The organism is Streptomyces sp. NPDC008092 (genome assembly GCF_042957285.1).
Taxonomy (GTDB): Bacteria; Actinomycetota; Actinomycetes; order Streptomycetales; family Streptomycetaceae; genus Streptomyces.
Genome location: NZ_JBIBHY010000001.1, coordinates 180975 through 205493 on the forward strand (window position 1 = coordinate 180975; position 24519 = coordinate 205493).

General features: G+C 71.9%; 19 protein-coding genes. 10 read left to right on the top strand and 9 right to left on the bottom strand.

From position 1 onward, the window contains the following. The first annotated feature begins 39 nt into the window (after positions 1–39). The gene (locus ACFZB3_RS00785; protein WP_391369667.1) at positions 40–1407 is read left to right on the top strand and encodes a M14 family zinc carboxypeptidase; all 1368 of its coding nucleotides are present in this window, start codon (positions 40–42) and stop codon (positions 1405–1407) included. After that, complete coding sequence (locus tag ACFZB3_RS00790; RefSeq protein ID WP_391367542.1) at positions 1404–1820, top strand: SSI family serine proteinase inhibitor; 417 nt, start codon at positions 1404–1406, stop codon at positions 1818–1820. The genes ACFZB3_RS00785 and ACFZB3_RS00790 overlap by 4 nt, the downstream gene beginning before the upstream one ends. 64 nt (positions 1821–1884) lie before the next feature. Here ACFZB3_RS00790 and ACFZB3_RS00795 read toward each other — a convergent pair whose 3' ends face one another. The 3 genes from ACFZB3_RS00795 to glgX form a co-directional block, all read right to left on the bottom strand. After that, on the bottom strand, positions 1885–3144 hold the full coding sequence (locus tag ACFZB3_RS00795; RefSeq protein ID WP_391369669.1) for a M14 family zinc carboxypeptidase: 1260 nt from the start codon (positions 3142–3144) through the stop codon (positions 1885–1887). Between the two features lie 263 nt (positions 3145–3407). Next, positions 3408–5813: a malto-oligosyltrehalose synthase gene (gene treY, locus ACFZB3_RS00800; RefSeq protein ID WP_391367545.1), complete on the bottom strand. Its 2406-nt coding sequence runs from the start codon at positions 5811–5813 to the stop codon at positions 3408–3410. A gap of 162 nt (positions 5814–5975) precedes the next feature. Continuing rightward, on the bottom strand, positions 5976–8084 hold the full coding sequence (glgX, locus tag ACFZB3_RS00805; protein ID WP_391367548.1) for a glycogen debranching protein GlgX: 2109 nt from the start codon (positions 8082–8084) through the stop codon (positions 5976–5978). Between the two features lie 196 nt (positions 8085–8280). On the opposite strand from glgX, the gene ACFZB3_RS00810 reads away from it, so the two are divergent. The 4 genes from ACFZB3_RS00810 (at position 8281) to ACFZB3_RS00825 (ending at position 12648) form a co-directional block, all read left to right on the top strand. Next, the gene (locus tag ACFZB3_RS00810) at positions 8281–9096 is read left to right on the top strand and encodes a Tat pathway signal sequence domain protein (RefSeq protein ID WP_391367551.1); all 816 of its coding nucleotides are present in this window, start codon (positions 8281–8283) and stop codon (positions 9094–9096) included. A gap of 58 nt (positions 9097–9154) precedes the next feature. Then, positions 9155–10471, top strand: a complete 1317-nt coding sequence (locus ACFZB3_RS00815; RefSeq protein ID WP_391367554.1) for a copper amine oxidase — start codon at positions 9155–9157, stop codon at positions 10469–10471. 102 nt (positions 10472–10573) lie between these two features. Beyond that, positions 10574–11815 carry an SAV2148 family HEPN domain-containing protein gene (locus ACFZB3_RS00820; RefSeq protein ID WP_391367557.1) on the top strand — a complete coding sequence of 414 codons (1242 nt, stop codon included), beginning with the start codon at positions 10574–10576 and terminating at the stop codon, positions 11813–11815. Between the two features lie 113 nt (positions 11816–11928). After that, the gene (locus tag ACFZB3_RS00825) at positions 11929–12648 is read left to right on the top strand and encodes an exonuclease domain-containing protein (RefSeq protein ID WP_391367559.1); all 720 of its coding nucleotides are present in this window, start codon (positions 11929–11931) and stop codon (positions 12646–12648) included. Positions 12649–12773: 125 nt separating this feature from the next. On the opposite strand, the gene ACFZB3_RS00830 is transcribed toward ACFZB3_RS00825, so the two are convergent. Next, a complete protein-coding gene (locus tag ACFZB3_RS00830) occupies positions 12774–13637 on the bottom strand; it encodes a phosphotransferase (RefSeq protein WP_391367562.1) in 864 nt (287 codons plus the stop codon). Positions 13638–14006: 369 nt separating this feature from the next. On the opposite strand from ACFZB3_RS00830, the gene ACFZB3_RS00835 reads away from it, so the two are divergent. Together ACFZB3_RS00835 and ACFZB3_RS00840 are read left to right on the top strand one after the other, a co-directional pair. Continuing rightward, a complete protein-coding gene (locus ACFZB3_RS00835; RefSeq protein WP_391367565.1) occupies positions 14007–14225 on the top strand; it encodes a helix-turn-helix domain-containing protein in 219 nt (72 codons plus the stop codon). A gap of 656 nt (positions 14226–14881) precedes the next feature. Further along, on the top strand, positions 14882–16099 hold the full coding sequence (locus ACFZB3_RS00840; protein WP_391367568.1) for an RNA-guided endonuclease TnpB family protein: 1218 nt from the start codon (positions 14882–14884) through the stop codon (positions 16097–16099). 266 nt (positions 16100–16365) lie between these two features. On the opposite strand, the gene ACFZB3_RS00845 is transcribed toward ACFZB3_RS00840, so the two are convergent. Next, complete coding sequence (locus ACFZB3_RS00845; protein WP_391367571.1) at positions 16366–18612, bottom strand: MMPL family transporter; 2247 nt, start codon at positions 18610–18612, stop codon at positions 16366–16368. A gap of 394 nt (positions 18613–19006) precedes the next feature. On the opposite strand from ACFZB3_RS00845, the gene ACFZB3_RS00850 reads away from it, so the two are divergent. Together ACFZB3_RS00850 and ACFZB3_RS00855 are read left to right on the top strand one after the other, a co-directional pair. Continuing rightward, positions 19007–19558: a DUF1697 domain-containing protein gene (locus tag ACFZB3_RS00850; protein ID WP_391367573.1), complete on the top strand. Its 552-nt coding sequence runs from the start codon at positions 19007–19009 to the stop codon at positions 19556–19558. 51 nt (positions 19559–19609) lie between these two features. Continuing rightward, positions 19610–20626, top strand: a complete 1017-nt coding sequence (locus ACFZB3_RS00855) for a 2-dehydropantoate 2-reductase N-terminal domain-containing protein (protein ID WP_391367576.1) — start codon at positions 19610–19612, stop codon at positions 20624–20626. Between the two features lie 268 nt (positions 20627–20894). Here the strand turns inward: ACFZB3_RS00855 and ACFZB3_RS00860 are convergent, their stop codons facing one another. The 4 genes from ACFZB3_RS00860 to ACFZB3_RS00875 are packed head-to-tail and all read right to left on the bottom strand — an operon-like array spanning position 20895 to position 24436. Next, the gene (locus ACFZB3_RS00860; RefSeq protein WP_391367578.1) at positions 20895–21635 is read right to left on the bottom strand and encodes a CbiX/SirB N-terminal domain-containing protein; all 741 of its coding nucleotides are present in this window, start codon (positions 21633–21635) and stop codon (positions 20895–20897) included. A 5-nt stretch (positions 21636–21640) separates the two neighbouring features. Next, a complete protein-coding gene (locus ACFZB3_RS00865; RefSeq protein ID WP_391367581.1) occupies positions 21641–22519 on the bottom strand; it encodes an ABC transporter permease subunit in 879 nt (292 codons plus the stop codon). Then, on the bottom strand, positions 22506–23291 hold the full coding sequence (locus ACFZB3_RS00870; RefSeq protein ID WP_391367583.1) for an ATP-binding cassette domain-containing protein: 786 nt from the start codon (positions 23289–23291) through the stop codon (positions 22506–22508). Before ACFZB3_RS00870 ends, ACFZB3_RS00865 begins: the two co-directional genes overlap by 14 nt. A 35-nt stretch (positions 23292–23326) precedes the next feature. Continuing rightward, on the bottom strand, positions 23327–24436 hold the full coding sequence (locus tag ACFZB3_RS00875; RefSeq protein WP_391367586.1) for an aliphatic sulfonate ABC transporter substrate-binding protein: 1110 nt from the start codon (positions 24434–24436) through the stop codon (positions 23327–23329). Positions 24437–24519: the final 83 nt, after the last annotated feature.

The window sequence follows — 24519 nt, forward strand, 5'->3', positions numbered from 1 at the left end:
GCGTACACCATGCACACCATGTGAATCGACGGCGCCGCTCTGTGGAGGTGTGACCTGCCGCCCCTCCTCCGCTACCCGTCCGTCGACGAGCTCGCCTCGCGGGCGGCCGCCCTGGTCGCCGACCGTCCCCGGGACGCCCGGCTGCGCAGGGCGGGGACCTCCCGCGCGGGCACCCCGATGTGGCTGCTTTCCATCGGTCACGGCACCCGGCACGCCCTCGTCGTCGCAGGCCCGCACGCCAACGAACCCGTCGGCGGCGCCACCGTGCTGCGCCTCGCCGACCGGCTCCTCGCCGACTCGCGGCGCACCGAGGACGCCGACGTCACCTGGGACCTGCTGCTGTGCCTGGACCCCGACGGCGCCCGGCGCAACGAGGGCTGGCTGGCCGGGCCGTACACCCTGGGCCACTACTTCCGGAACTTCTTCCGGCCCGGCTTCCTGGAGCAGCCGGAGTGGCTGCCCGACGGGGCGGCCGCCGCCGCGCTGCCCGAGACCCGGGCACTGCTCGACCTCCAGGACGAGCTGCGGCCCTTCCTCCAGTGCTCGCTGCACGGCGTCGACGTCGGCGGCGGCTTCGTCGAGCTGACCCGCGAGCTGCCGGGCCTCGACCGGCGCCTCGCGCACACCGCGACCCGGCTCGGCATCCCCCGCGAACTCGGCGCCTACGACACCCTGTACTGGCCGACCCTGGGCCCGGCCGTCTACCGCGTCCCGCCGCCCCGCCACGGCGACCTGGCCGCCGCCATCACCGAGGCCGCCGTCGAGTCCACCTGGTTCCACCCGTACCGGCACGGCACCGTCACCGCCATCGTCGAGGCGCCCATGTGGGGCGTGGCCGCCGTCCAGGACGGCACACCGCCCGCCGACCGGGACGCGGCGCTGCGCTCCGTCAGCCGGACCCTGCGGCGCGACACGGACCTCCTGGACGGCATCCTGGCCCGGGTCAGGACGCAGCTGTCCGCGGCGCCGGACGCGGCCCGGCTGCTCGCGCCCGTCGACGACTACCTGCTGGTCTGCCCCGGCCTCGCCGACGCCTGGGACCCCGACACGGACGCCGGCAGCGCCCGCCCGCTGCCCCCGCTCAGCTCCGCCCACCTGGCCGCCCTGCGCATCGCCGGGCGGCGGCTGGCCCTGCGCACCGCCGGGATGCTGCACCAGCTCCTGCGCAGCACCGGCCACGACCCGGCCGCCGCCCTGCCCGACCTGGACCGGCTGATCGACACCTGGTGCGCGGACTATCACGACGCCCTCGGCGCGCGCTGGATCCCGGTCGCACGCCAGGCCGAGTACCAGACCCGGATCGTCCTGAGCGCCTTCGAGCTGGCCCACCGCCACGCGCGCGTACGTGCCCGATCGGGTGAGTCGGGCTGGGGGAGCGAGCCCGCCGTGCCGATGCACGGAGAATGACACAACTCAGCAAAGCGACAGCGGCCGGCGCCGCCCTGCTGGCCGCGGCGGCCCTGCTCGCCGGCGGCCCCGCCCAGGCCGCGCCGGGCGGGACGAGCGGCGGCGACTACCTGTACCTGACCGTCAGCAGGGGCGAGAGCCAGTCCGGCGACTCACACGGCGCCGTCCTGCTCTGCGACCCGCCCCAGGGGTACTCCCGCGCGGCCGAGGCCTGCGCCGAGCTCGCGGCGGCGGGCGGTGACATCGCCCGCGTCACCCCGGCCACGGACGCCCTGTGCCCGATGATCTACGCCCCGGTGACCGCCCAGGCCAGCGGGCAGTGGAACGGCCGGCCGATCGAGTACCGCGAGACGTTCTCGAACTCCTGCCAGATGGCGGCCCGGACCGGTCCGGTCTTCGCCCTGGACGACTGAGCCCGAGGGCGGCGTGCCGCCCCCCGGGACCGGGTCCACCAGGACCGGGTCCCGGGGCCGGACCTCACGCCGCCTGCTCACGCGCGTGCTGCGCGGCCGCCAGCACCGTCCGGGACTGGTGCTCCACCTGGCGCTCCAGCGGCACCCAGCGGGCCCCGAAACGCTCGCCGTAGGCCTCGCACCAGGCGGCCACCAGCTCCTCCAGCCTCGGCGCCGCGCGGTCGTCAGCCTCCCGCAGCACCCGCAGCAGCATCGACGCGGCCCGCAACGGCAGCCGCCGCCCGAAGGCGTCCACGCTGCCGACGTAGGCCATCGTGGTGTCGACCGGCGGCCGCTGGATCCAGTCCTCGGCAAGGCCGGGGATCAGCCCCAGCGCCCACCGGGCGGCCCGCAGCAGCGGCCCGTCCAGGCCGCCCAGGCCGTCCAGCCGGGGCAGCGCCTCGGCCAGCACCCGTTCCACCTCCCGCGAGTCCCGCAGCAGCCGGCGCGCCAGCCGCCGCATTGCCGCCGCCGGTGCCGGGTGCGGCGCCGGGTCGTCGACCAGGTCGCTCGCCCACATCGGCACCTCGACCACCGCCGTGAGACCGCCGTAGCGGTGCGCGTGGTACCAGGTGCTGTGCCGTGCGTCGTCCGGCATGCTCGGGTACGCCACCCCCGTCTCCGGACCCGGCATCACCCGCACCCCGGGCCCGGAGTGCGGCCAGCCCGCGGCGTCCGAGGCGCCCGTCTCCACCGGGATGTGCAGCTCCGCCGCGGACTTGGCGAACGGCTCGGCGAGCCCCGGCACGTCCCTCGTCAGCTGCACCCAGCTGCCGCCCAGATCGGTGCCGTGCAGGGTCACCTGGAGGTAGGGGCGCAGTTCGTCGATCACCCCGAGCAGGGCCCGGGTCTCGGGCGGCAGCCGGTCCGGCGGCAGCACCGAAGGCGACCACTCCGGCTGCTCCGGGCCGGCCGGCCGGTAGAAGCCGAGGTGGTAGTCGAACAGGCTGCGCGGGGCCGGGGTGACGTGCAGGCTCGCCCCGTCCGGGTCCGCGCAGAGCAGGAAGTGCCAGGAGTTCTCGGTCCGCAGTTCCCGCTCGTGCAGCACCCGCTCGGCCAGTACCTGGAGGGTGCCGCCCCCGGTCGGCTCGTTGGCGTGGGCACCCGCCACCACCAGGACCGCCCGCCGGGCGTGTCCGACGGACAGCAGGTGCAGCGGTCTGCCCGCGCGGGAGACGCCGATCTGCCGCAGCGTGCACAGGCCGGGCCGGTGAGCGGCCAGCGCCCGGGCGGTAGCGACGAGTTCGGGAACACTGGGGTAACGCAGCTCCGGCAGGAGACTCACCCCCGACTTGTCCGCCCGGCTTCGCATTCCCCAGTCCCGCACGGCATAGGTGAACTGTCAAGAACCTCCCGGGGGAGGCTCCAGGGGGCGCCCGGAGGCGTGTGCGGACGGCCGACGGGACGGTTGGCGCCGGGCGGGGGTGCGAAGCCATTACGGGGCGCGGAACGGCTCCGCGCGCCGATAACCGACGCGGTGCGCGCCCGGCGAGTTTCAGCAAACCGGCGGATCGGCCACATATTCACTCGTACGAGTGAATTTCGCTCTCAGTTATCGACCGCTGCTCCTACTCCTACTCCTACTCCTGCTTCTGCTTCTGCTTCTGCTTCTGCTTCCACCCGCTCCAGCAGCGCCACGGGCAGCCCCTCGAAGAGCTCGCCCACGCGCGCGTGCCCCGTGAACTCGCGCCCCGGCGCCAGCACGTCGGCCCACCGCCCCGGCGGCAGCGGCAGGACCGTGTCCCGCCAGCCGCCCTCGGCCGCCAGCCGCAGCGACAGCCGGGTCACCGCCGTGACCACCTCCCCGGAGCGCGCGAACGCCAGACAGTGCGCCGCGGCCGGCCCCTCGGCGGCCAGCGGCGCGTACGTCGCCGTGCCGCCGAAGACGTCCGGGCGCCGCGCCCGCAGCCGCAGGGCCGCCGCGGTCACCACGTCCTTCTCGCCCGGGTGCGCCGGCGGGAAGGAGACCGGCCGCCGGTTGTCCGGGTCCACCAGCGCCCGGTACTCGCCCTCCGTGCCCTGGTAGACGTCCGGCACCCCCGGCATCGTCAGGTGGACCAGGGCCGTGCCCAGCACGTTCGCCCGCACATGCGGCCCCAGCGAGGCCCGGAAGGCCGCCACGCGCTCTCCTGGCGCCCCGCACGGCCCCGCCGCGACGAACGAGACCACCGCCTCCTCGTACGGCGGCTCCTGCTCCGTCCAGCTCGTGTACAGGCCCGCCTCGCGCACGTGCTTCACCAGTGCCCCCCGCACCCGCTCCGGCTCCGCCGGGCCGAGCCCGAACACCGTCTGCCAGGCCGCCCAGGCCAGCTGCGCGTCCGGTACCCCCTCCTCGTCCCGGGTCACCTCGGCCACCATGTCCGCCCACCGCTCCGGACACTCCGTCAGCACCGCCAGCGCGGCCCGCACGTCGGCGCTGCGCTTGGTGTCGTGCGTCGACACCACCGTCCCGGTGAGCGGCCAGTCGCGCTGCACGCGCGCGCAGTACGCGTGGAAGACGTCGGGCGGGACACCCGGACTGCCCGGGTCGCCGCCCACCTCGGTCGCCGACAGCAGCGGCACGTAGCGGTAGAACGCCGTGTCCTCCACGGACTTGGCCCGCAGCGCCGACGCGGTCTGCGCGAACCGCGTCCGGAACTCCGCGCGCCCCGGGCCGTCCCCCGCCAGGAGCAGCCCGCGCACCACGTCCACCGCCCCGCCCTCCGCGGGCACCACGAAGGCCCGCCGGGCCTCCTCGGCGGCCTCCGCGGTCACCACGGCGGCCGCGTCACCGGAGGCGTACGGCCGGTACACCCGCATCCGCACCAGCAGCTCCTGCAGCGCGGTGCGCAGTGCCCAGGGCGCCCGGTCGCGCAGCGCGGGATCCGGCGACGTCGCGCACAGGCGCGTGGCCGCCCGCGTCAGGCGGTCCGTCTCGGCTGCCAGCTCGTGCGTGATCACCTTGTACGCCGCCCGCCGCACCGTGGCCGCCCAGTCGCCGCCCCGGTCCGTCTGCGGGGCCGCGAACCTCCGGTACGCGCTCACCAGTTCACCGGCGCCCGCGGTATCCGTGAACAGGCCGTCCACGTGCCGCAGGGCGTCGTACCCGGTGGTCCCCGCGACCGCCCAGCCGGGCGGCAGGTGCTCGCCGTCGGCCAGGATCTTCTCCACGACCGTCCAGCGCCCGCCGGTCGCCTCGTGCAGCCGCGCGAGATAGCCGTCGGGGTCGGCGAGGCCGTCGGGATGGTCGACGCGCAGGCCGTCCACCACGCCCTCCTGCAGCAGCTGGAGGATCTTGGCATGGGTGGCCTCGAACACCTCCGGGTCCTCCACCCGCACCCCGATCAGCTCCGAGATGCTGAAGAACCTGCGGTAGTTCAGCTCGGTGCGGGCCAGCCGCCACCACACCGGGCGGTACCACTGGGCGTCCAGCAGCTCCGGCAGCGGCAGGTCCGCGGTGCCGTCGCGGAGCGGGAAGGCGTGCTCGTGATAGCGCAGCACGTCCCCGTCGACCACCAGCTCCCCGAGCACCTCGCCGACCGGCCCGCCCAGCACCGGCACCAGCAGCTGCCCGCCCTGCGCCTCCCAGTCGACGTCGAACCAGCGCGCGTAGGGCGACTTGGGGCCCTCCCGGAGCACCTCCCACAGGGCGTGGTTGTGCCGGGGGGACATCGCCATGTGGTTCGGCACGATGTCGACGACGAGGCCGAGGCCGTGGTCCCGCGCGGTGCGCGACAGCGCCCGCAGTCCCTCCTCGCCGCCGAGTTCCTCGCGCACGCGCGCGTGGTCCACGACGTCGTACCCGTGGGTGGATCCCGGGACGGCCTCCAGGACGGGGGAGAGGTGGAGATGGGAGACGCCGAGCGAGGCGAGATACGGCACGGCGGCTTCGGCGGCCGAGAAGGGGAAGCCGGGCTGGAGCTGGAGTCGGTAGGTGGCTGTCGGCACGGTGAGGGCGGTTCGCTCGGCTGTCATGCGGACGTATGTACCCGTCTCGTCGGTTTCTGTGTCACGGGGTGTGGTACCCCGCCCTAAAGGGGCGCTGGGGGGAACCCCCGGCCGAAGACTGGGGGAGGAACTGCGCGACCGGCCCCCACCGGTCCGCACCTGCCCAACAGCCCGTCGGAGCACGCATCCCTACGCCGGCCTCTTCAACACGGTCAGGCTCCGGCCCACCAACGTCAGGCGTTCGCCGCCGTCCACCTTCAGGCCGGGTGGCACCGGCTCCACCTGCGCGGTGTCGACCACCACCTCCCACTGCCGGCCGTGGTTCACCGGCACCACGAAGTCCAGCGGGTCCGGCGACGCGTTGAACATCAGCAGGAACGAGTCGTCGGCGATCCGCTGCCCCCGCGTGCCCGGCTCCGAGATCGCGTTGCCGTTGAGGAAGACCGTGAGGGCCGAGGCCTGGGCCGAGTCCCAGTCGCGCTGGGCCATCTCGTGGCCCTCGGGGGTGAACCAGGCGATGTCGGAGAGCTCGTCGTGGGTGCCCTCCACCGGGCGGCCGTGGAAGAAGCGGCGGCGCCGGAAGACCGGGTGCTCCTTGCGCAGCCGCGCCATCGCGCGCGTGAAGGCCGGCAGGTCGCTCTCGTCGCCGGGGGCCGGCCAGTCCACCCAGGACACCTCGTTGTCCTGGCAGTACGCGTTGTTGTTGCCCTGCTGGGTGCGCGCGAACTCGTCGCCGTGGCTGATCATCGGCACGCCCTGGGACAGCATCAGCGTGGCGACGAAGTTCCGCATCTGCCGTTCGCGCAGTTCGAGGATCGCGGGGTCGTCGGTGTGGCCCTCCACCCCGCAGTTCCACGACCGGTTGTGACTCTCGCCGTCCCGGTTGTCCTCCCCGTTGGCCTGGTTGTGCTTGTCGTTGTAGGAGACGAGGTCGTGCAGGGTGAAGCCGTCGTGGCAGGTGACGAAGTTGATGGAGGCCAGCGGGCGGCGGCCGTCGTCCTGGTACAGGTCGGAGGAGCCGGTCAGCCGGGACGCGAACTCCGCCAGCGCGCGGGGCTCGCCGCGCCACAGGTCGCGCACGGTGTCCCGGTACTTGCCGTTCCACTCGGTCCACAGCGGCGGGAAGTTGCCCACCTGGTAGCCGCCCTCGCCCACGTCCCACGGCTCGGCGATCAGCTTGACCTGGGAGACCACCGGGTCCTGCTGCACCAGGTCGAAGAACGACGAAAGCCGGTCCACCTCGTGGAACTGCCGGGCCAGGGTCGCCGCGAGGTCGAAGCGGAAGCCGTCGACGTGCATCTCGGTGACCCAGTACCGCAGCGAGTCCATGATCATCTGGAGGACGTGCGGGGACCGCATCAGCAGCGAGTTGCCGGTGCCGGTGGTGTCCATGTAGTAGCGCGGGTCGTCGGTGAGGCGGTAGTACGACTGGTTGTCCAGGCCGCGGAAGGACAGGGTCGGGCCGAGGTGGTTGCCCTCGGCGGTGTGGTTGTAGACCACGTCGAGGATCACCTCGATCCCGGCCTCGTGCAGTGCCCGGACCGCCGACTTGAACTCCAGGACCTGCTGGCCGCGGTCGCCCCAGGAGGCGTACGCGTTGTGCGGGGCGAAGAAGCCGATGGTGTTGTAGCCCCAGTAGTTGTTCAGGTCCATGTCGACCAGCCGGTGGTCGTTCACGAACTGGTGGACCGGCATCAGCTCCAGGGCCGTGACGCCCAGCGCGGTCAGATGGTCGATGACGGCCGGATGGGCCAGGCCCGCGTAGGTGCCGCGCAGCTCCTCCGGCAGGCCCGGGTGGCGCATGGTGAGGCCCTTCACATGGGCCTCGTAGATCACCGTGTGGTGGTACTCGGTGCGCGGCCGCCGGTCGTCGCCCCAGTCGAAGTACGGGTTGATCACCACCGAGGTCATGGTGTGCGGCGCCGAGTCCAGGTCGTTGCGCTTGTCGGGGTCGCTGAAGTGGTAGCCGTACACCTCCTCGCCCCAGCGCACCGAACCGCCGATCGCCTTCGCGTACGGGTCGAGGAGCAGCTTCGCCGAGTTGCAGCGCTGCCCGCGCCCGGGGTCGTACGGGCCGTGCACCCGGAAGCCGTACCGCTGTCCCGGCATCACGCCCGGCAGGTAGGCGTGCCGCACGAAGGCGTCGCTCTCCCGCAGCTCCACCGCGGTCTCGGAGCCGTCGTCGTGCAGCAGACACAGCTCCACTCGGTCCGCGGCCTCCGTGAAGACCGCGAAGTTGGTCCCGGCGCCGTCGTACGTGGCACCGAGCGGATATGCCTCTCCAGGCCAGACCTGCATGAAGTCGACTCTTCCAGGTGTGTCCCGCGCCCGGGGGCGCCTTGGTCATGAGTCTGCCCGAAAGTAATGGAACCCCATGTGACTTACACCCCTCTTACCCGGCGACCAGTGCACACAGCGGCCCATGTGGCGAAGTGTGCCGAACCAGTGGGGCAATCACGTACTCCCTGTGACCAAGGGGGAGTAGGGGGAAGATGTGCGCAAGATAGTGCACCGCCATCTGGGCAAGGTGGTGGCCGGTGCGGGACTGGCGGTGGCGGGGACCGCCGTGATGGTCGGGATCACCCTGCCGGGCACGGCAGGGGCGAACGAGTCGGGAGGTGCCGACGGGAGCGCGGCGGCGGCCGCGCAGCAGGCGGGGCAGGGCCAGGACGCCGTCAAGCCGGGCGTGGTGGAACAGGCGCCGGCCGAGGGGAAGAAGGGCACGGGCAGCGACCCGCTGACCGACGACGAGACCAGGCGCGTCGAACAACTCGCTCTGACCAAGCAGATGTTCAGCGCCGGGGAGAACGTCGAGGGCCGCCGCGGCCCGCAGCGGCTCAGCGTCGATCTCGCCGAGCCGGACGCGAGCGAACTGGACGCCACGAACGCGCCGCGCCGCGCGGACGTGACGTTCTACGACTACCGGGACGACACCCTCGTCACCCGGACCGTCAACCTCGACACCGGCAAGGTGGAGCAGACCACCAGCCGCACGGGCGTCCAGCCGCCGCTCAGCCACGACGAGAACGTCGAGGCCCTCAAGCTGCTGATCGCCGACCCGCTCGGCGCCGGCCTGAAGGCGGACTTCAAGGACGCCACCGGCAGCGAGCTGACCGACCCGGAACAGCAGCTGCTGCTCAACAGCGCGGTCTACCGCGCCACTCCGGGCGCCCAGCCGGCCGCGCTCGACAAGTGCGGCGAACACCGCTGCGTGCGGCTCTTCCCGAAGGTCAAGAACGGCCCGTGGATCGACGCCAGGTCGCTCATCGTCGACCTGAGCGCGCGCAAGGTCGTCAAGCTCGGCAGCTGAGCCGGCCCCTTCGTTCACCCTTCCGCCCTGCATCTCCCGTACCAGGAGTCACTTCGTCATGCACCCGAACAGAATCCGCCGTGCCCGCAGGACGGCCGCCGTCGGCCTGTCCGCGGCCGCGCTGGCCGCCGGCGTGACCACCGCGGCCGGGCCCGCCGTCGCCCAGCCGAAGCGGGCCGCCGCGGCCGCCGCCGACTGCTCCGCCGCCTACCGCATCGAGCAGAAGCTCTCCACCGGCACCACCTGGCGGATGTGCTGGCGCTACGACAGCAAGGCCGGGCTGGTCCTGGAGCACATCTCCTACCAGCCCAAGGGCGAGTCGGCCCCCATCAAGGTGCTCTCCAGCGCCCGCCTCGCCCAGATCGACGTCCCCTACGACGACGGCAGCGTCGAGTACGACGACCTGACCGGCTTCGGCTTCGCCCAGGGCCTGGTGCCGCTCGACTCGGCCGAGTGCCCCGGCGGCACCATCAAGACCGTCAAGGTTCCGGAGGCCTGGGACCCGGCCCACCCCAATGTCAACGGCCTGTGCACCACCACCCGTTCGCGCGGTCACGCGTACCGGATGCAGGCCGACACCGGCAACAAGGTGTACCAGGCACAGGGCAAGGACCTGCTGATCTACACCGTCAACAAGGTCGGCTGGTACGAGTACATGACCGAGTGGCGGTTCCAGGACGACGGCACGATCAACATGAACGTCGGCGCCACCGGCAGCCTCTCGCCGGGCGACTACGACGCCGGGGACGGCCGCGGCTGGCCGATCGGCAAGGGCGCCCACGCCTACGCCACCAGCCACAGCCACAACGTCTTCTGGAAGCTGGACTTCGACCTCGACGGCTCCTCCAAGAGCCGCATCGAACAGTACGACTCGGCGGTCAGCGCGCCCGTGCACGGCCAGGAGGCGCCCACCAACAAGACCACCCGCACCGACGTCACCAAGGAACTCGCCGGCGACGCCAAGAACATGCGCTGGTGGCGGGTGGTCAGCACGGCCGGCAAGAACAAGGACGGGCACGCCCGGTCGTACGAGATCGTCCAGGGCGCCAGCAACAAGTACCCGGGCCACCCGTTCACTTCGCACGACGTCTACTTCACCCAGTACGACAAGTGCGAGCAGTTCGCCAGCAACAACCCGGGCTGCGCGACCGGTCACCCCAAGACCGTCGACAAGTTCGTGAACGGGCAGACCCTCACCAACCCCGTGGTCTGGGTGAACGTCGGCTTCCACCACATCGCGCGCGACGAGGACCAGCAGCCGATGCCGGTGCACTGGCAGGGCTTCTCCATCGCCCCGCGTGACGTCACCGCTATGAATCCGCTCACTCCGGCCGCCCTTGCTGATCAGAACGGACAGCCCGGAAACGGTAGTTGAGAAACGACCTGTCCATCCGGCTGCACCGCCGACCACTCCCGGAGTACCCTTCCTTGATCGTTGGCACAGGGAGAGCTCGGGGGAGCGGAAGGCGGTGCACGGGTGGGCTCGGGAGGCCTGGAGCTGCCCCCTGGTGACGAGGGTCACGAGGGGAACTCCACAGACGTCCCGCCCGGCGCGGTGTCCCTGGCCCGGCCGATGGACGCCACGGGCTCCATCGGGCCGGAGCTGGAGTGGGACGCCGACGCCTGGCTGGAGGTGCGTACGCGCGCCCAGCGGGCCGGCCGGGCCTACATCTGGCTGAACCTCGTCGAGCAGCGGATGCGCACGGTCGTGGCCGCCGTGCTGCGGCCCATCTACGAACCCGTCCACGGCGACGAGTGGGTGGTCGCCGCGGCCGGTCCGGCCGGCCAGGAGTGGGTCCAGCGCGCGGTCGCCGTGCGCGAGGTCAGCCGCCGCAAGGGGTACCTGCTCGACCCGGCCGACGACAACGTGCTCAGCTTCCTCACCCTGCCCCAGCTGCGCGAGCTGATGGTGCAGCACTGGCCGTGCTTCGAGCCGTACTTCGACGAGCGCCGGGACGTCGAACTCGCCCTGGACGAGCTGGAGGTGACCCGCAACATCGTCTCCCGCAACCGGGCGCTGTCCGGGGCCGTCCTGGACCAGGCCGAGCGCGCCTCCGCCCGGCTCCTGGAGATGCTCGGCGCGGGCGGCGACGTGCCCTCGGCGCGCCGGCTGCCGGTGGACGCGGTGGAGGACCTGGTCGGCGACCGCTACGCGGACGTCGTGGCCGTCCACCCCGACCGGGTCCGCCTGATGCGCCAGTTCCCGGCCGAGGACCTCTTCGGCGGCGCCCGCCGCCTGGACGCCATCGGCATCGGCCTCAACCTGCTCGTGCAGAACTTCTCCGGCCGCCGCCTGGTCCGCCTCGCCGAGACCGGCTGCCGGGTCCGTCTCCTCTTCCTCAACCCCGCCTCCAGCGCGGTCAAGCGCCGCGAGCGCGAACTCGGGATGAAACGGGGCGAACTGGGCCGCTCGGTCGAGATGAACATCCTCCACATGCGCCGGGTCCGGTCGCGACTGCGCGATCCGGGCGCCTTCGAGATCCAGGTGTACGACGACACCCCGCGCTTCTCCGCCTACCTGGTGGACGGGGACGGTGCCGACGGGGTCGCGATCATCCAGTCCTATCTGCGCGGGGCGCGGGGGATGGAGTCGCCGGTGCTGGTGCTGCGCAACGGCAGCAAGGTGGTCAAGTCGGACGACGTGGTGGAACCGGGACTCTTTCCGACCTACCGCGAGGAGTTCGAGACGGCTTGGGCGGATTCGCGCCCGGTGTCCTGACGCGTGCGCGACGGGGACGCGCCGGAAAGCGGAACGCGGTCCTCTGATTGTCAGTGGGGCATGCGAGGGTGGAGACCACTGGGGGAAAGCACCACCAAGAAGGGGGGCCGCCCATGGGCTGGCACCAGGAGCTCCTGATCGGCTTCGACCTGGAGACGACGGGTACCGATCCGCGCGAGGCACGGATCGTCACGGGAGCCGTGATCGAGGTCAGGGCCGGGCAGGAACTGGGCCGCCGCGAGTGGCTGGCGGATCCGGGCGTGGAGATCCCGGCCGACGCGGTGGCGGTGCACGGCATCAGCAACGAGCGGGCGGCGGCGGAGGGCAGACCGGCCGACCAGGTCGCGGACGCCCTCGCGGACGTCCTCACCGGCTACTGGAAGACCGGCGTCCCGGTCGTCGCCTACAACGCGACCTTCGACCTCACCCTGCTCTCGGCGGAACTGCGCCGGCACGGACTGCCGTCCCTCTCCGACCGCCTCGGCGGCCTCGAACCCGGGCCGGTCGTCGACCCGTACACCATCGACCGCTGGGTCGACCGCTACCGCCGCGGCAAGCGCAACCTCGAAGCGGTCTGCGCCGAGTACGGCATCACCCTCGTCGCCGCCCACAACGCCTCGGCCGACGCGCTCGCCGCGGCGCGCCTCGCCGGCGCGATAGCCGAGCGGCACCCGAAGATCGCGGCGCTCGGTCCGGCGGAGCTGCACCGGCGGCAGGTGGAGTGGTACGCGGAGTGGGCCGCGGACTTCCAGCAGTTCCTGCGGCGCAAGGGGGAGGCCGACGCGGTGGTGGACGGGGCATGGCCGTTGCGGGAGCTGGCCGAAGCCGTCTGAGCGTTCCGCTGGTTACGCGGTTCGAGTGCCGCGGGCCGGTGGGGGCTGGTCGCGCAGTTCCTCCCCCAGCCTTCGGCCGGGGGTACCCCCAGCGCCCCTTTGGAGCGCTCCTCGGCGGGCGCTTCTCAGAAGGGATACCAGCGCACCGACTCGTCGCCCTCGCGTAGTGACGCCACCCGGCGTTCGAACTCCGCCAGTGCCTTCGGGTTGGTCGGTGCGTGCTGGGCTACCCATGCGCAGCTGGCCGTCTCCCGGGCCCCGCGCAGCACTCCGCAACCCTCCCACTCGCGTACGTCCCACCCGTAGGCCGTGACGAACGAGTCGTAGGCCTCGGTGGGCATCCCGTACCGGTCCCGGGACAGGGCCATCACCACCAGGTCGTGCTCGCGCAGGTCCGCGGAGAAGGTCTCCAGGTCGACCAGGACCGGCCCGTCCGGGCCGACGTGCACGTTGCGGGGCAGGGCGTCCCCGTGGATCGGCCCCGGCGTCAGGCGGGGCGTCAGCGCGGCCGCGGCCGCCGCGAAGCCGTCCCGGCGCTCACGGAGGTAGGCCGCGTCGGCGGGGGCGATCGCGTCGCCGGCCAGCCGCAGCCAGCGCTCCACGCCGCCCAGCAGCTCGCGGGGCGGCAGCCCGAAGGGAGGTGACGGCAGTGCGTGCACGATCCGCAGCAGTTCGGCCAGATCCCGCGGCTCGGCCGCCCGTACCGGATCCGGCAGCCGGTGCCAGACCGTGACCGGGTGGCCGTCGACGAGCAGCGCCTTCGGCTCGGCGGCCCGTACGGCCGGCACGCCCGCCTCCGCCAGCCACCCGGCGATCTCCAGCTCCCGCCGGGCCCGGTCGAGGAGTTCGGCGTCCCGGCCGACCTTCACCACCAGGTCACCGGCGGCGAACACCGCGTTCTCGCCCAGGGCCAGGAGCGCGGCGCCGGCCGCCGCACCGGGCAGTACCCCCGCCGCGGCCAGTACGTCCCGCGCCCTTGCCTCGTCCATCGTCCGCCTCCGTGTCCGTCGCCGACGCCCGCGCACCCGCGGCTGTGCGGGTGCACACGGCGCCGACTCTCCGTCGCCAGGCGGCCAGTTTCGCATCCACCTTGCTCTCGGGCAGGGTGCCCGGTCCTTCACGGCCGGGGTGAATGCCCGCTCCCGCCAAGCGGGGCAGAAGAGACCGAATCGCCGTCGGGGCGATTCGGCGTCGCCGCCCATGGTGCAAAGGGTGGCCTCGCACAGGAGGTGGTGACAGGGAGCCGAGCATCTGGTGGCTGGTGGTCGGCCGGGTCAGTAGGCGGGAGTGGTCTCTCACTTGGGTGCGGTTGGTCGATGGTGTGCGCGGGTGGGGAACGTGGTGGCTGGGTTCGCGGCATGGCACGTTGTCGGATGTACCCGACGCCCGCGCAGGCGGAGCAGATGCTTCTGCACTGCGCGCACGCCCGGTACGTCTGGAACCTGGCTGTCGAGCAGCACGGGCACTGGAGGCCGGGCCGCGAGACGGCGCCCGGTTTCGCGGAGCAGTGCCGCCGACTCACCGAGGCCCGGCGGGACAATGAGTGGCTGGCCGCTGGGAACGCGGATGCGCAGTAGCAGGCGCTGAAGGACTTTGCCAACGCCAAGAGCGCTCGCTTCACGTCCGGTTTTGGTGAGCCGTCCTGACGCAGTAAGCATGTGCACGAGGGCTTCAGGGCCGTCGGTACCGGCCGTGTCCCGGAGTTCGAGCCGGACGGCAGCCCGAAGCTGAACGCCAGGGGCAGGCAGGTCATTGGGCCGCTCGGTCGTGGTGCAGAGGTTGAACCGGCGGTGGGCGCGGGTCAAGGTGCCCGGCTGCGGCTGGTTCCGTTTCCGCCTCAGCGCCCGGGGCAAGGGTGCGTGGCTTCCCGCTGCGAAGACGTTCTGGGTCACCTGTCGCAACGGTCAGTGGCACATCGCGTTCCCGGTCGTCCCCGACCCGGTCGAGAAGCCCGGCACGGGCGAGGCCATCGGTATCGACCGGGGCGTGAGGATCACGGCGGCCCTGTCGGACGGGCGGGCGGCGAGTACAGCTGGGCCACCGGTACCGCACTCGCCGCCCGCCTCAGCCCGGCCCCGCCCAGACGGTGCGTGGCTACCGGGATTCACCTGTGGTCGCGGCGCGGAGCGTCGCGGTGGCGTTCCGGCGCAGCCGGACCCTGCTTCGTGACGGTGACGGGTCGCTCGCATGTTCCCAGTGACGACGTGGGTTCGATGTGCCTAATGTGATCGTCATGCAGCTCCGGTACGCCTTCAGGTTGTACCCCGATGCCGCTCAGCAGGCCGCGCTGGCCAGGGCGTTCGGGTGCGCCCGCGTCGTGTTCAACGACGCGGTCCGCGCCCGTGAGGACGCCCGCAAGGCCGGACAGGCGTTCCTCACGGCGGGCGAGCTGTCCCGGAAACTGATCACCGAGGCGAAGAAGACCGCCTCGCGGTGCTGGCTGGGAGAGGTGTCCGCGGTGGTGCTCCAGCAGTCCCTGCGGGACGCCGAGAGTGCGTACCGCAACTTCTTCGCCTCCCAGAGGGGAACCCGCAAGGGCCCGAAGCTGGGCTCGCCCCGCTTCAAGCCCCGCAAGGACGCCCGGCAGTCGATCCGGTTCACCGCCAACGCCCGCTGGAACATCACCGGCAGTGGCCGCCTGAACCTGCCGAAGATCGGCGCGGTGAAGGTGAAGTGGTCCCGCACTCTGCCCGCCACCCCCACCTCCGTCACCGTCATCAAGGACGCGGCCGGACGATACTTCGCCTCCTTCGTCATCGACACCGACCCCGCCACCGACCAAGCGCGCATGCCCGCAACCGACCGCACCATCGGCATCGACCTCACCCACTTCGCGGTCCTGTCCGACGGCACGAAGATCGACTCCCCGCGCTTCTTGCGCCGCGCGGAGAAGAAACTGAAGAAGGCCCAGCGGGAGCTGGCCCGCAAGGAGAAGGGATCGAAGAATCGGGCCAAGGCCCGTTTGAAGGTCGCCCGCGCCCACGCCGAAGTCGCCGACGCGCGCCGTGAGTTCCACCACCAGCTCTCCACCAGGCTGATCTCCGAGAACCAAGGGATCGCCGTGGAGGATCTGTCGGTGAAGGCTCTGGCCCGCACGAAGCTGGCCAAGTCCGTGCACGACGCCGGATGGTCTTCGTTCATCGGCATGCTGGAGTACAAGGCAGAGCGTTACGGCCGTACCCTGGTCAGGATCGGCCGGTTCACACCGACCTCCCAGACCTGCTCCACGTGCGGCGCCGTGGACGGACCCAAACCCCTGCACGTGCGGGAGTGGACCTGTACCGCCTGCGGCACCGTCCACGACCGGGACCATAATGCCGCACTCAACGTCAAACAGGCCGCTGGACTGGCGGTATCGGCCTGCGGAGCGCCGGTAAGACCAGGAGTGATCCTGGCACAGCGTGAAGAAACAGGAAGCCACGGATTCCCGACCGGAAACCGTGCCGCGTAGCGGCACAGCGACCAGTCAAGGAAGGCCAGAATCCTCGCCCTTCAGAGCGAGGAGCATGTCAACCCGAGTGGAAGGACAAGGTCGCCACCCCGGCCCTCCAGGAGTACTACAGCGGCGCCATCGGCCTCGCCGGACTCCGCCGCCGCCTGGAGAAGGACGGCAACCTGGTACTGGCCCGCTACCAGCGCTGAGGCCCCGAAGAGACAGGGCCCGTTGGCTCCCCCGGAGACCAACGGACCCTGTGTCGAAGGGCGTTACCGCGCGGTTCAGACGCGCAGCCGCTCCTGCTCTTCCCGTGCCGCCGGTGCGACCGCCTCCGGCGACTCGTCGTGCGTCAGGTCCGGGAGCCAGCGCAGCCAGCTCGGCAGGTACCAGTTGCGCTCGCCGAGCAGTGCCATCACCGCCGGGAGCAGCACGCCCCGGATGATCGTCGCGTCGATCAGGACCGCGGCCGCCAGGCCGACGCCCATCTGCTTCATGGACTGCATGGACAGCGTGCCGAAGATCGCGAAGACGGCGACCATGATGACGGCGGCGCTGGTGACGACCCCGGCCGTGGTGACTACGCCGTGCTGGATCGCGTCCTTGGTGGACCGGCCGCGCAGCCGGGCCTCGCGGATCCGGGAGACCACGAACACGTGGTAGTCCATGGACAGGCCGAACAGGATCACGAAGAGGAACAGCGGCAGCCAGGTGACGATCGCACCGACCCCCTCGGCGCCCACCAGCGAGGCGCCCCAGCCATGCTGGAAGACGGCGACGAGGATGCCGTAGGCGGCGCCCACCGAGAGCAGGTTGAGGACGATCGAGGTCACCGCGACCGTCAGCGAGCGGAACGAGAGCAGCATCAGGAGGAAGGCGAAGACGACCACGAAGGCGAAGACCGGGACGACCGAGCCGAGCAGCTGGTCGTTGAAGTCCTGGTTGCCCGCGACGTTGCCGGTGATCGGCGCCTGCACGCCGGCGACCTTGCCGAGGGTGGCCGGCCGTACCTCGTCGCGCAGCTTCTCCAGGCTCTTGCCGGCCTTGTCCAGGTCGGAGCCGCCGACCAGCGGCACGGAGATCAGGGCGACGTTCTGGGCGTCGTGCAGCTTGATGTCGACCGGGCCGCGCGAGGCGCCCGAGCTGATCGCCCGCTCCTTGAAGTCGGTCAGCGCCTGCCGGACCTCGGGGGCGTTGATGTCCTTCGCCCTGACGACCACCTCGGCGGGCTCGGAGCCGCCCGGGAAGGCCTGGTTGACGCGGTCGTAGGTCTGCACGATCGGCAGCGAGTTCCCGAACTCCTGGTCCAGGGTGAGCTGCGAGGTCTTCATGCCGAGGGCGGGAGCGGCGACCGCGAGCAGCGCGCCCACCGCGACGAGCACGGAGACCAGCGGCTTGGCGAGCACGCCCCGAAGGACGGCCGTCCAGAAGCGGCTCTCGGACGGCCCCTCGGCCCGCTTGCGACGGCGCAGGAAGGGGAGGCGGCCCTTCTCGACCCGGTGGCCCAGCAGGGAGAGCAGCGCGGGCAGCACGGTCACGGAGCCGACCATGGCGACCGCGACGACCATCAGCGAGGCGAGGCCCATCGCCTCGAACTCGGCGAGGCCGGTGAAGAGCATGCCCGCCATCGCCACGCACACCGTGACACCGGAGACGATGATCGCCCGGCCGCTGGTGGCCGCGGCGATGCGGAGCGCGGCGCCCGCGTCCCGGCCGGCCTCCCGCTCCTCGCGCTCCCGGCGCAGGTAGAACAGGCAGTAGTCGACGCCGACCGCCATGCCGACCAGCAGCATCACGGAGTTGGCGGTGTCGCTCATCGGCTGGAGGTGGCTGACCAGGCCCATCAGGCCCATCGTCGCCATGATCGCGGTGATCGCCAGACCCACCGGCAGCAGGGCGGCCACCAGGGCGCCGAAGGCGATCAGCAGGATGCCGAAGGCCACCGGCACGGCGGAGTACTCGGCCCGCTGGAAGTCCTTGCCGAAGGCGTCGGAGTACTGCTTGTTCATGCTGGCGCCGCCGATCTCCTCGATCCGCAGCGTGCCGTGCGCCTTCTGCACCCCGGCCACCGCGTCCAGGACCGGCTGGACCCGGTCGCCGGCGGTCTCGGAGTCGCCGCGCATGTCGAACTGGACGAGCGCGCTGCGGCCGTCCTTCGAGATCGTCCCGGTGACGTACGGCGAGGTGACGTCCGTGACCCTGCCGGTGCCGTCGACCGCCTTCATGACGTCGGCGACGGCGGCCCTGAACCCGGCGTCCGTGGCCTTGCCCGACGGGTTCCTCGACTGGATCAGGACCGTCTCGCTCGCCGGTTCCCTGATGCCCGCGTCGGCGATGATCCGCGCCGCGGTGTGGGTCTCGCCCTTCAGCTGGTCGCTCTCGTCGACGTCGACCCGGCCGGCCGCCGAGCCGAGCCCCATCGCCAGGACGACGAACAGCACCCATATGCCGACGGCGGCCCAGCGGTGCCGGGCGCTCCAGCCGCCGGCCCGGGCGGCCAGCCCCCGCACCCGCGTCTCTCCGTTCCCCATGACGGGATCCATGACGGAAATGCCCCCTCGTGTGCGGTGACGGCCCCGGCCGCCACGAACTCTTCACGACTTCCTTCGTTCGATTCGAAGGTATGGGCCGGACAAGACCGACTCCTCGTGCTGCCCGGTGAAGTCCGGCGGCCGTCCCTCGTCGCCTGGGAGGATGTCGGGCCCTTACATCTATCCACCCATCTCGGGGGTGATGATCAGGGACGTCCCTTCCGACGACGCGGATCCCGTTTGTGATTGCGAAACCTTGTTGAACAAGTCACAGGTGCGTGTAGGAGTTGATCCGGACCGGTCCGATCGGCCAGAGTTTCGGGCAGCCCGGCTTGCCCGGCACGGCCGTCGTGCCAACCCCCACGGGGCACGACGGCCGTTCTAAGGTGTTCGAATGACGACGTATGCGGCGCTGCTCCGCGGGATCAACGTGGGCGGCAACAAGAAGCTCCCGATGGCCGAACTGCGCGCGCTCATGACCGGGTTGGGGTACGGCTCCGTCCAGACCTACCTGCAGAGCGGACAGGCCGCCTTCACGGCCGGCCACGGGGACACCGAGTCCCTCGCGGCGGAGCTGGCCGAGGCGATCGAGAAGCGGTTCGGCTTCTCCGCCGACGTCCTCGTCCGCGACCACGCCTACCTGAAGGCGGTCGTCGAGGCCTGCCCGTTCCCGGCCGCCGAACTGGCGGCCAGGCAACTGCACGTCACGTACCTCTCCGCGCCGGTCACCGCGGAGCGCTACGCCGGCATCGACCCGGCCGCCCACCTCCCCGAGGAGTTCCGGCTGGGCGACCGCGCCCTGTACCTGTACGCCCCGGACGGCCTCGGCCGCTCCAAGCTCGCGGAGGCGCTGTCCCGGCCCCGGATCCACCAGGGGCTGACCGCCACCACCCGGAACTGGAACACCGTCGTCAAGCTGGTGGAGCTCACGGCCGGGGACGCGTGACCCCCGGCCCCGCCCCGGTGGCGGGGCCGACGCCTGTGCGAGGCTCGTCCCATGCGCTACATCATCATCGGAGCAGGGGCCGTCGGCGGTGCGATCGGCGGGCGGCTGGCCGGCGCGGGGCACGAGGTCGTCCTGGTGGCGCGGGGCGCGCACCACGCGGCGCTGCGCGACCGCGGGTTGCGGCTGACGGTGCCGGACGGCGAGTACACGTACCGGCTCCAGGCCGTCACCGGGCCCGGGGAACTCGGGGAGCTGCGGGCGGACGACGTTCTCGTCCTCGCCGTCAAGACGCAGGACACCGTGGCCGCCCTGCAGACCTGGGGGCCCGCGCCGGTCGCGGGCGGTGGCACGGCGGCGCAGCGGCTGCCCCTGTTCTGCGCCCAGAACGGCGTGGAGGGCCAGCGCCTCGCCCTGCGCGTCTTCCGGCACGTCTACGGCGTCTGCGTCTGGCTGCCGTCGACCTTCGTCGAACCCGGCGTCGTCTCCGCGGGCGGCGCCCCGCTCACCGGCATCCTGCACCTGGGCCGCCACCCCCACGGCACCGACGCGACGGCCCGGCTGGTCGCCGCCGACCTGGAGAAGTCCCGCTTCGAGGCGCCGGTCGTGCCCGACGTGGCGCGCTGGCAGTACGCCAAGCTCCTCTCCAACCTCGGCAACGCCCTGGAGGCGGTCGCCGGGTCCGTCGCCGACGAGGAGACCGCGGCGCTGTTCGCCCGAGTGCGTGCCGAGGGCCGGGCCGTGCTCGACGCCGCCGGGATCGGCTACGCGAGCGTCGAGGAGCAGCGGAAGGTGCGCGGCCACAAGGTCGACCTGGTCCCGCTGGCGGGCGCCCCGCGCGGCGGCGGCTCCTCCTGGCAGTCCCTCAGCCGCGGCACCGGCACCATCGAGGCCGACTACCTGAACGGCGAGATCGCCCTGCTGGGCCGCCTGCACGGCGTGCCCACCCCGCTCAACGACCTCCTGCAGCATCTCGCCAACACCTTCGCACGCGAGCGCCGGGCACCCGGCTCGATGCCGTTCGGGGAACTCGTCCGGCTCGCCGGTGAGGCCGCCTCCACAACTGGCTGAGACAGGGAGCTGGTCACGTGCCGCGCCGTCGTGGCTGCTCGCGCAGTTCCCCGCGCCCCTTCAGGGGCGCGGGGAACTGCGCGAGCAACCCCAGCGGCGCGGGGGTTCGCGCGAACCGGTGCAGTCCCTGGTGTGACGCGTTCGCCGGACGCGGCGCAGAAGTAGGTGTGCCGGCCACGGCGCGGCGCTCGCGAGAGCCCGCGCGGGCCGGCTTGTTCGCGGTCCGACGGACAGGGGAGCGCCGGACCGCGAACACCGGGCCCGTCGCTCAGGCCCCCACGGCCGCCAGGGCCGGGGTGCGCGCCGCGTCGTACCGCTCCAGCAGGACCCGCGCCACCTCCGGTGCCGGGCCGAGCACCTCGGCCAGCACGTCCGCCTCTGCCGCGCCCCGCGCGATCCGGTCCGGCAGGAAGCCGGGAGCGAGGACGTACGGGGCCACGGCCACCCGGGCACAGCCCAGTTCCCGCAGTTCCCGGACCGCTTCCTCGGTGCGGGGCAGGGCTGCGGAGGCGAACGCGGGCCGCACGGCGAGCCAACCGGTGCGCCGCCACTCCCGCGCGATGTCCGCGATCACCGCGATCGCCTCCGGGTCGGAGGAGCCCGCCGAGGCCAGCACGACCCCGGTCGAGGCCTTGTCGGCGGGGGTCAGCCCCGCCTCGTACAGCCGCCGCTCCAGGGCCGACACGAGCAGCGGGGACGGGCCCAGCACCTCCGCCTGCCGGATCCGCAGCTGCGGCGGCGCGTCCCGCAGCACCGCCGGGATGTCCGCCTTCGCGTGGAACGCGCGCGTCAGCAGCAGGGGCAGGGCCACGACGTCCCGGACGCCCTCCGCCGCCAGCGACTCCAGCACCCCGTGCACCGACGGGATGTTGAAGTCCAGGAAGCCCGTCTCCACGCGCAGCCCGGGCCGCAGCGACCGTACCCGGCGCACCAGGGCGTGGACGGTCGCGGCGTGCCGCGGGTCGCGGCTGCCGTGGGCGATGACGAGGAGAACGGGCTTCGTACGCATGGACCTCAGCTCTTCACCAGCAGACCTCGGCTGCGCAGCACCCACCGCTCCAGCGGACTGAAGATCAGCAGGTCGATCGCGATGCCGACGAACAGGATCAGGATGATGGCCTCGAACACCATGGCCATGTCGCTGGCGGTGCGCGCGTTCTCCAGGAGCTGGCCGAGACCCACGCCGAGGTCCGGGAAGCTCGCGATGATCTCCGCCGCCATCAGCGAGCGCCAGGAGAACGCCCAGCCCTGCTTCAGGCCCGCCACATAGCCGGGCATGGCGGCCGGCAGCACGACGTGCCAGATGCCCTTGACGCCGGTCGCGCCCATGGTGCGCCCGGCCCGCAGGAACAGCGGCGGCACCTGGTCGACGCCGGACACCAGGCCGTTGGCGATGGAGGGGACCGCGCCGAGCAGGATCACGGCGTACATCATCGAGTTGTTCAGGCCCAGCCAGATCACGGCCGGCGGCACCCACGCCACCGACGGCAGCGACTGGAGACCGGACAGGATCGGGCCGATCGCCGCGCGCACGAACCTCACCCGCGCCACCAGCAGCCCCAGCGGGGTGCCGATGAGGAGCGCGAAGAGGAAGCCGAGCAGGCCGCGGCTGACGCTGGTCCAGATGTAGCCGAGCAGGTCGCCCTTGAGCCAGGCGTCCTTGAAGGTGTCGCCCACCGCGGCCGGGGAGGGCAGCTTGGACGGGTCGTCGACGACCGGGACGAGCAGCGTCCAGACCACGAGGACCACCGCGAGGGCGATGATCGGCGGCAGGATCTTGCTGGTGAAGGTCTGGCGGAGGGTCGGGCGGCTGGTGGCCGTCGTCTCCAGGGCGTCGAGGCCGGCCTCGACACTTCCGGCGTCCTTGGCCGGCGTCGTCTCAGTGCTGGCCATGGCGGCGGATCTCCCCACGCAGTACATCGGTGATCTCAAGGGACAGTTCGGCCACGGGCGCGTCCTCGATGCGGCGCGGCTGCGGTATGCCGACCTCCCACTCGCGGGCTATCCGGCCCGGCCGGGACGACAGCAGGATCACCCGCTGGGCGAGCCGTACCGCCTCGCGCACGTTGTGCGTGACGAACAGGACGGAGACGCCGGTCTCCTCCCAGATCCGGGTCAGCTCGTCGTGCAGGACGTCGCGGGTGATGGCGTCCAGGGCCGAGAACGGCTCGTCCATCAGCAGCAGTCTGCTCTCCTGGGCGAGCGCGCGGGCCAGGGCGGCCCGCTGGCGCATACCGCCGGACAGCTCGTGGACGCGCTTGCCGTACGCGCCCTTCAGCCGGACCAGTTCGAGCAGCTGCTCGGCCTTGTCCCGGCGGTCGTTCTTGGCAACCCCCCTGAGCTTCAGGGCGAGTTCGATGTTCTTGCCCGCGGTCAGCCACGGGAACAGGGCGTGCTCCTGGAACATCAGGGCGGGCCGCCCGTCCGTCGCGATGGCGCCCGCGGTGGGCTTGTCGAGCCCCGCCACCAGGTTCAGCAGCGTGGACTTGCCGCAGCCCGAGGCCCCCAGGAGGGTGACGAACTCACCCGGCGCGACATCGAGGGTGATGTCGTCCAGGACGAGCTGCTGCCCGCCCGGAGTCGCGAAGGACTTCGAGACATGCTCAAGGCGTGCCGCGTACTCGACCGACTCGTCGGCCTTGGCGAGTGTCGTGGTCGTGGCCATGGTCGTCACCTCCTGGGAACTCGTCGGGACCGGGGTCAGCTGCTGCCGAGACCGGCGGCGTCGACCGCGCTCTGGCCGTCGGCCTTCAGCACCTTGTTGAGGAGCGTCAGGTCGTAGATGTTCTTCAGCAGCGGGTCGGTGAGCAGACCGGCCTTGACGGCGTGCTGGGCCTCGGTGTTGAGGGTGGAGGCCAGCGGGTCGTCGGTGAACTGGATGGACGACCAGGCGGAGTTGAGGACGTCGTCGGGCAGCGCCTTGCCGGAGTCGACCGCCAGCTGCTTGTTGGCGGAGGCCTTCGCCGCGTCCGGGTTGGCGTTGATCCACTTGTTGGTCTCGACCGAGCCCTTGAGGACCGCCTCGACGACCTTCGGGTGCTCCTTGAGGAACTTCTGCGACACGATGATGTTCGTGATCACGAACTTCTTGTCGGGCCACAGTGTGGACTCGTCGAGCAGCACCTTGCCGCCCTCGGCGACCAGCTTGGACGCGGTCGGCTCCGGCACCCAGGCGCCGTCGATGGAGCCGGCCTTGAAGGCGTCCGGGGTGATCTTGTTGTCGGTGCGGACGACCGTGACGTCACCCTTGCCGCTCTGCGCGTCGACCTTCCAGCCCTGGTCGGCGACCCAGTTGAGGAACGCCACGTCCTGCGTGTTGCCCAGCTGAGGCGTCGCGATCTTCTTGCCCTTGACGTCCGCGAGCGACTTGATCTTCTTCGGGTTGACGACCAGCTTCACGCCGCCGGACGCCGAACCGCCGATGATCTTCAGGTCGGTGCCGTTGGACTTGGTGTAGCCGTTGATCGCCGGGGAGGGGCCGATCCAGCCGATGTCGATCGAGCCGGAGTTGAGCGCCTCGATCTCGGAGGGCCCGGCGTTGAAGATCGCGTACTTCGCCTTGGTGGCGCCGAGCTCCTTCTGGAAGAAGCCCTTCTGGTTGCCGACCAGGGCGGTCGCGTGGGTCAGGTTGCCGAAGTAGCCGATCTTGACGGAGTCGAGACCGTCGATCTTCTCGGCCCCGGCGGCGACCTTGGCGGTGTCGGTCTTGTCGGAGTCCGACCCGTACCCGCAGGCGGCGAGCGTGAGCAGGGGGAGCGCGGCGAGCGCGGCTATGCCGCGGCGAAGGAGCTTGGAGCGGTTGGCAGGCACGGGAGGCTTTCCTCTCGTTGGCCCGGCGGTCACGGTCTCTCAGGTCGTGGCCGGGAGGTCGGCAGGTCTTCGTCGCATCCGGG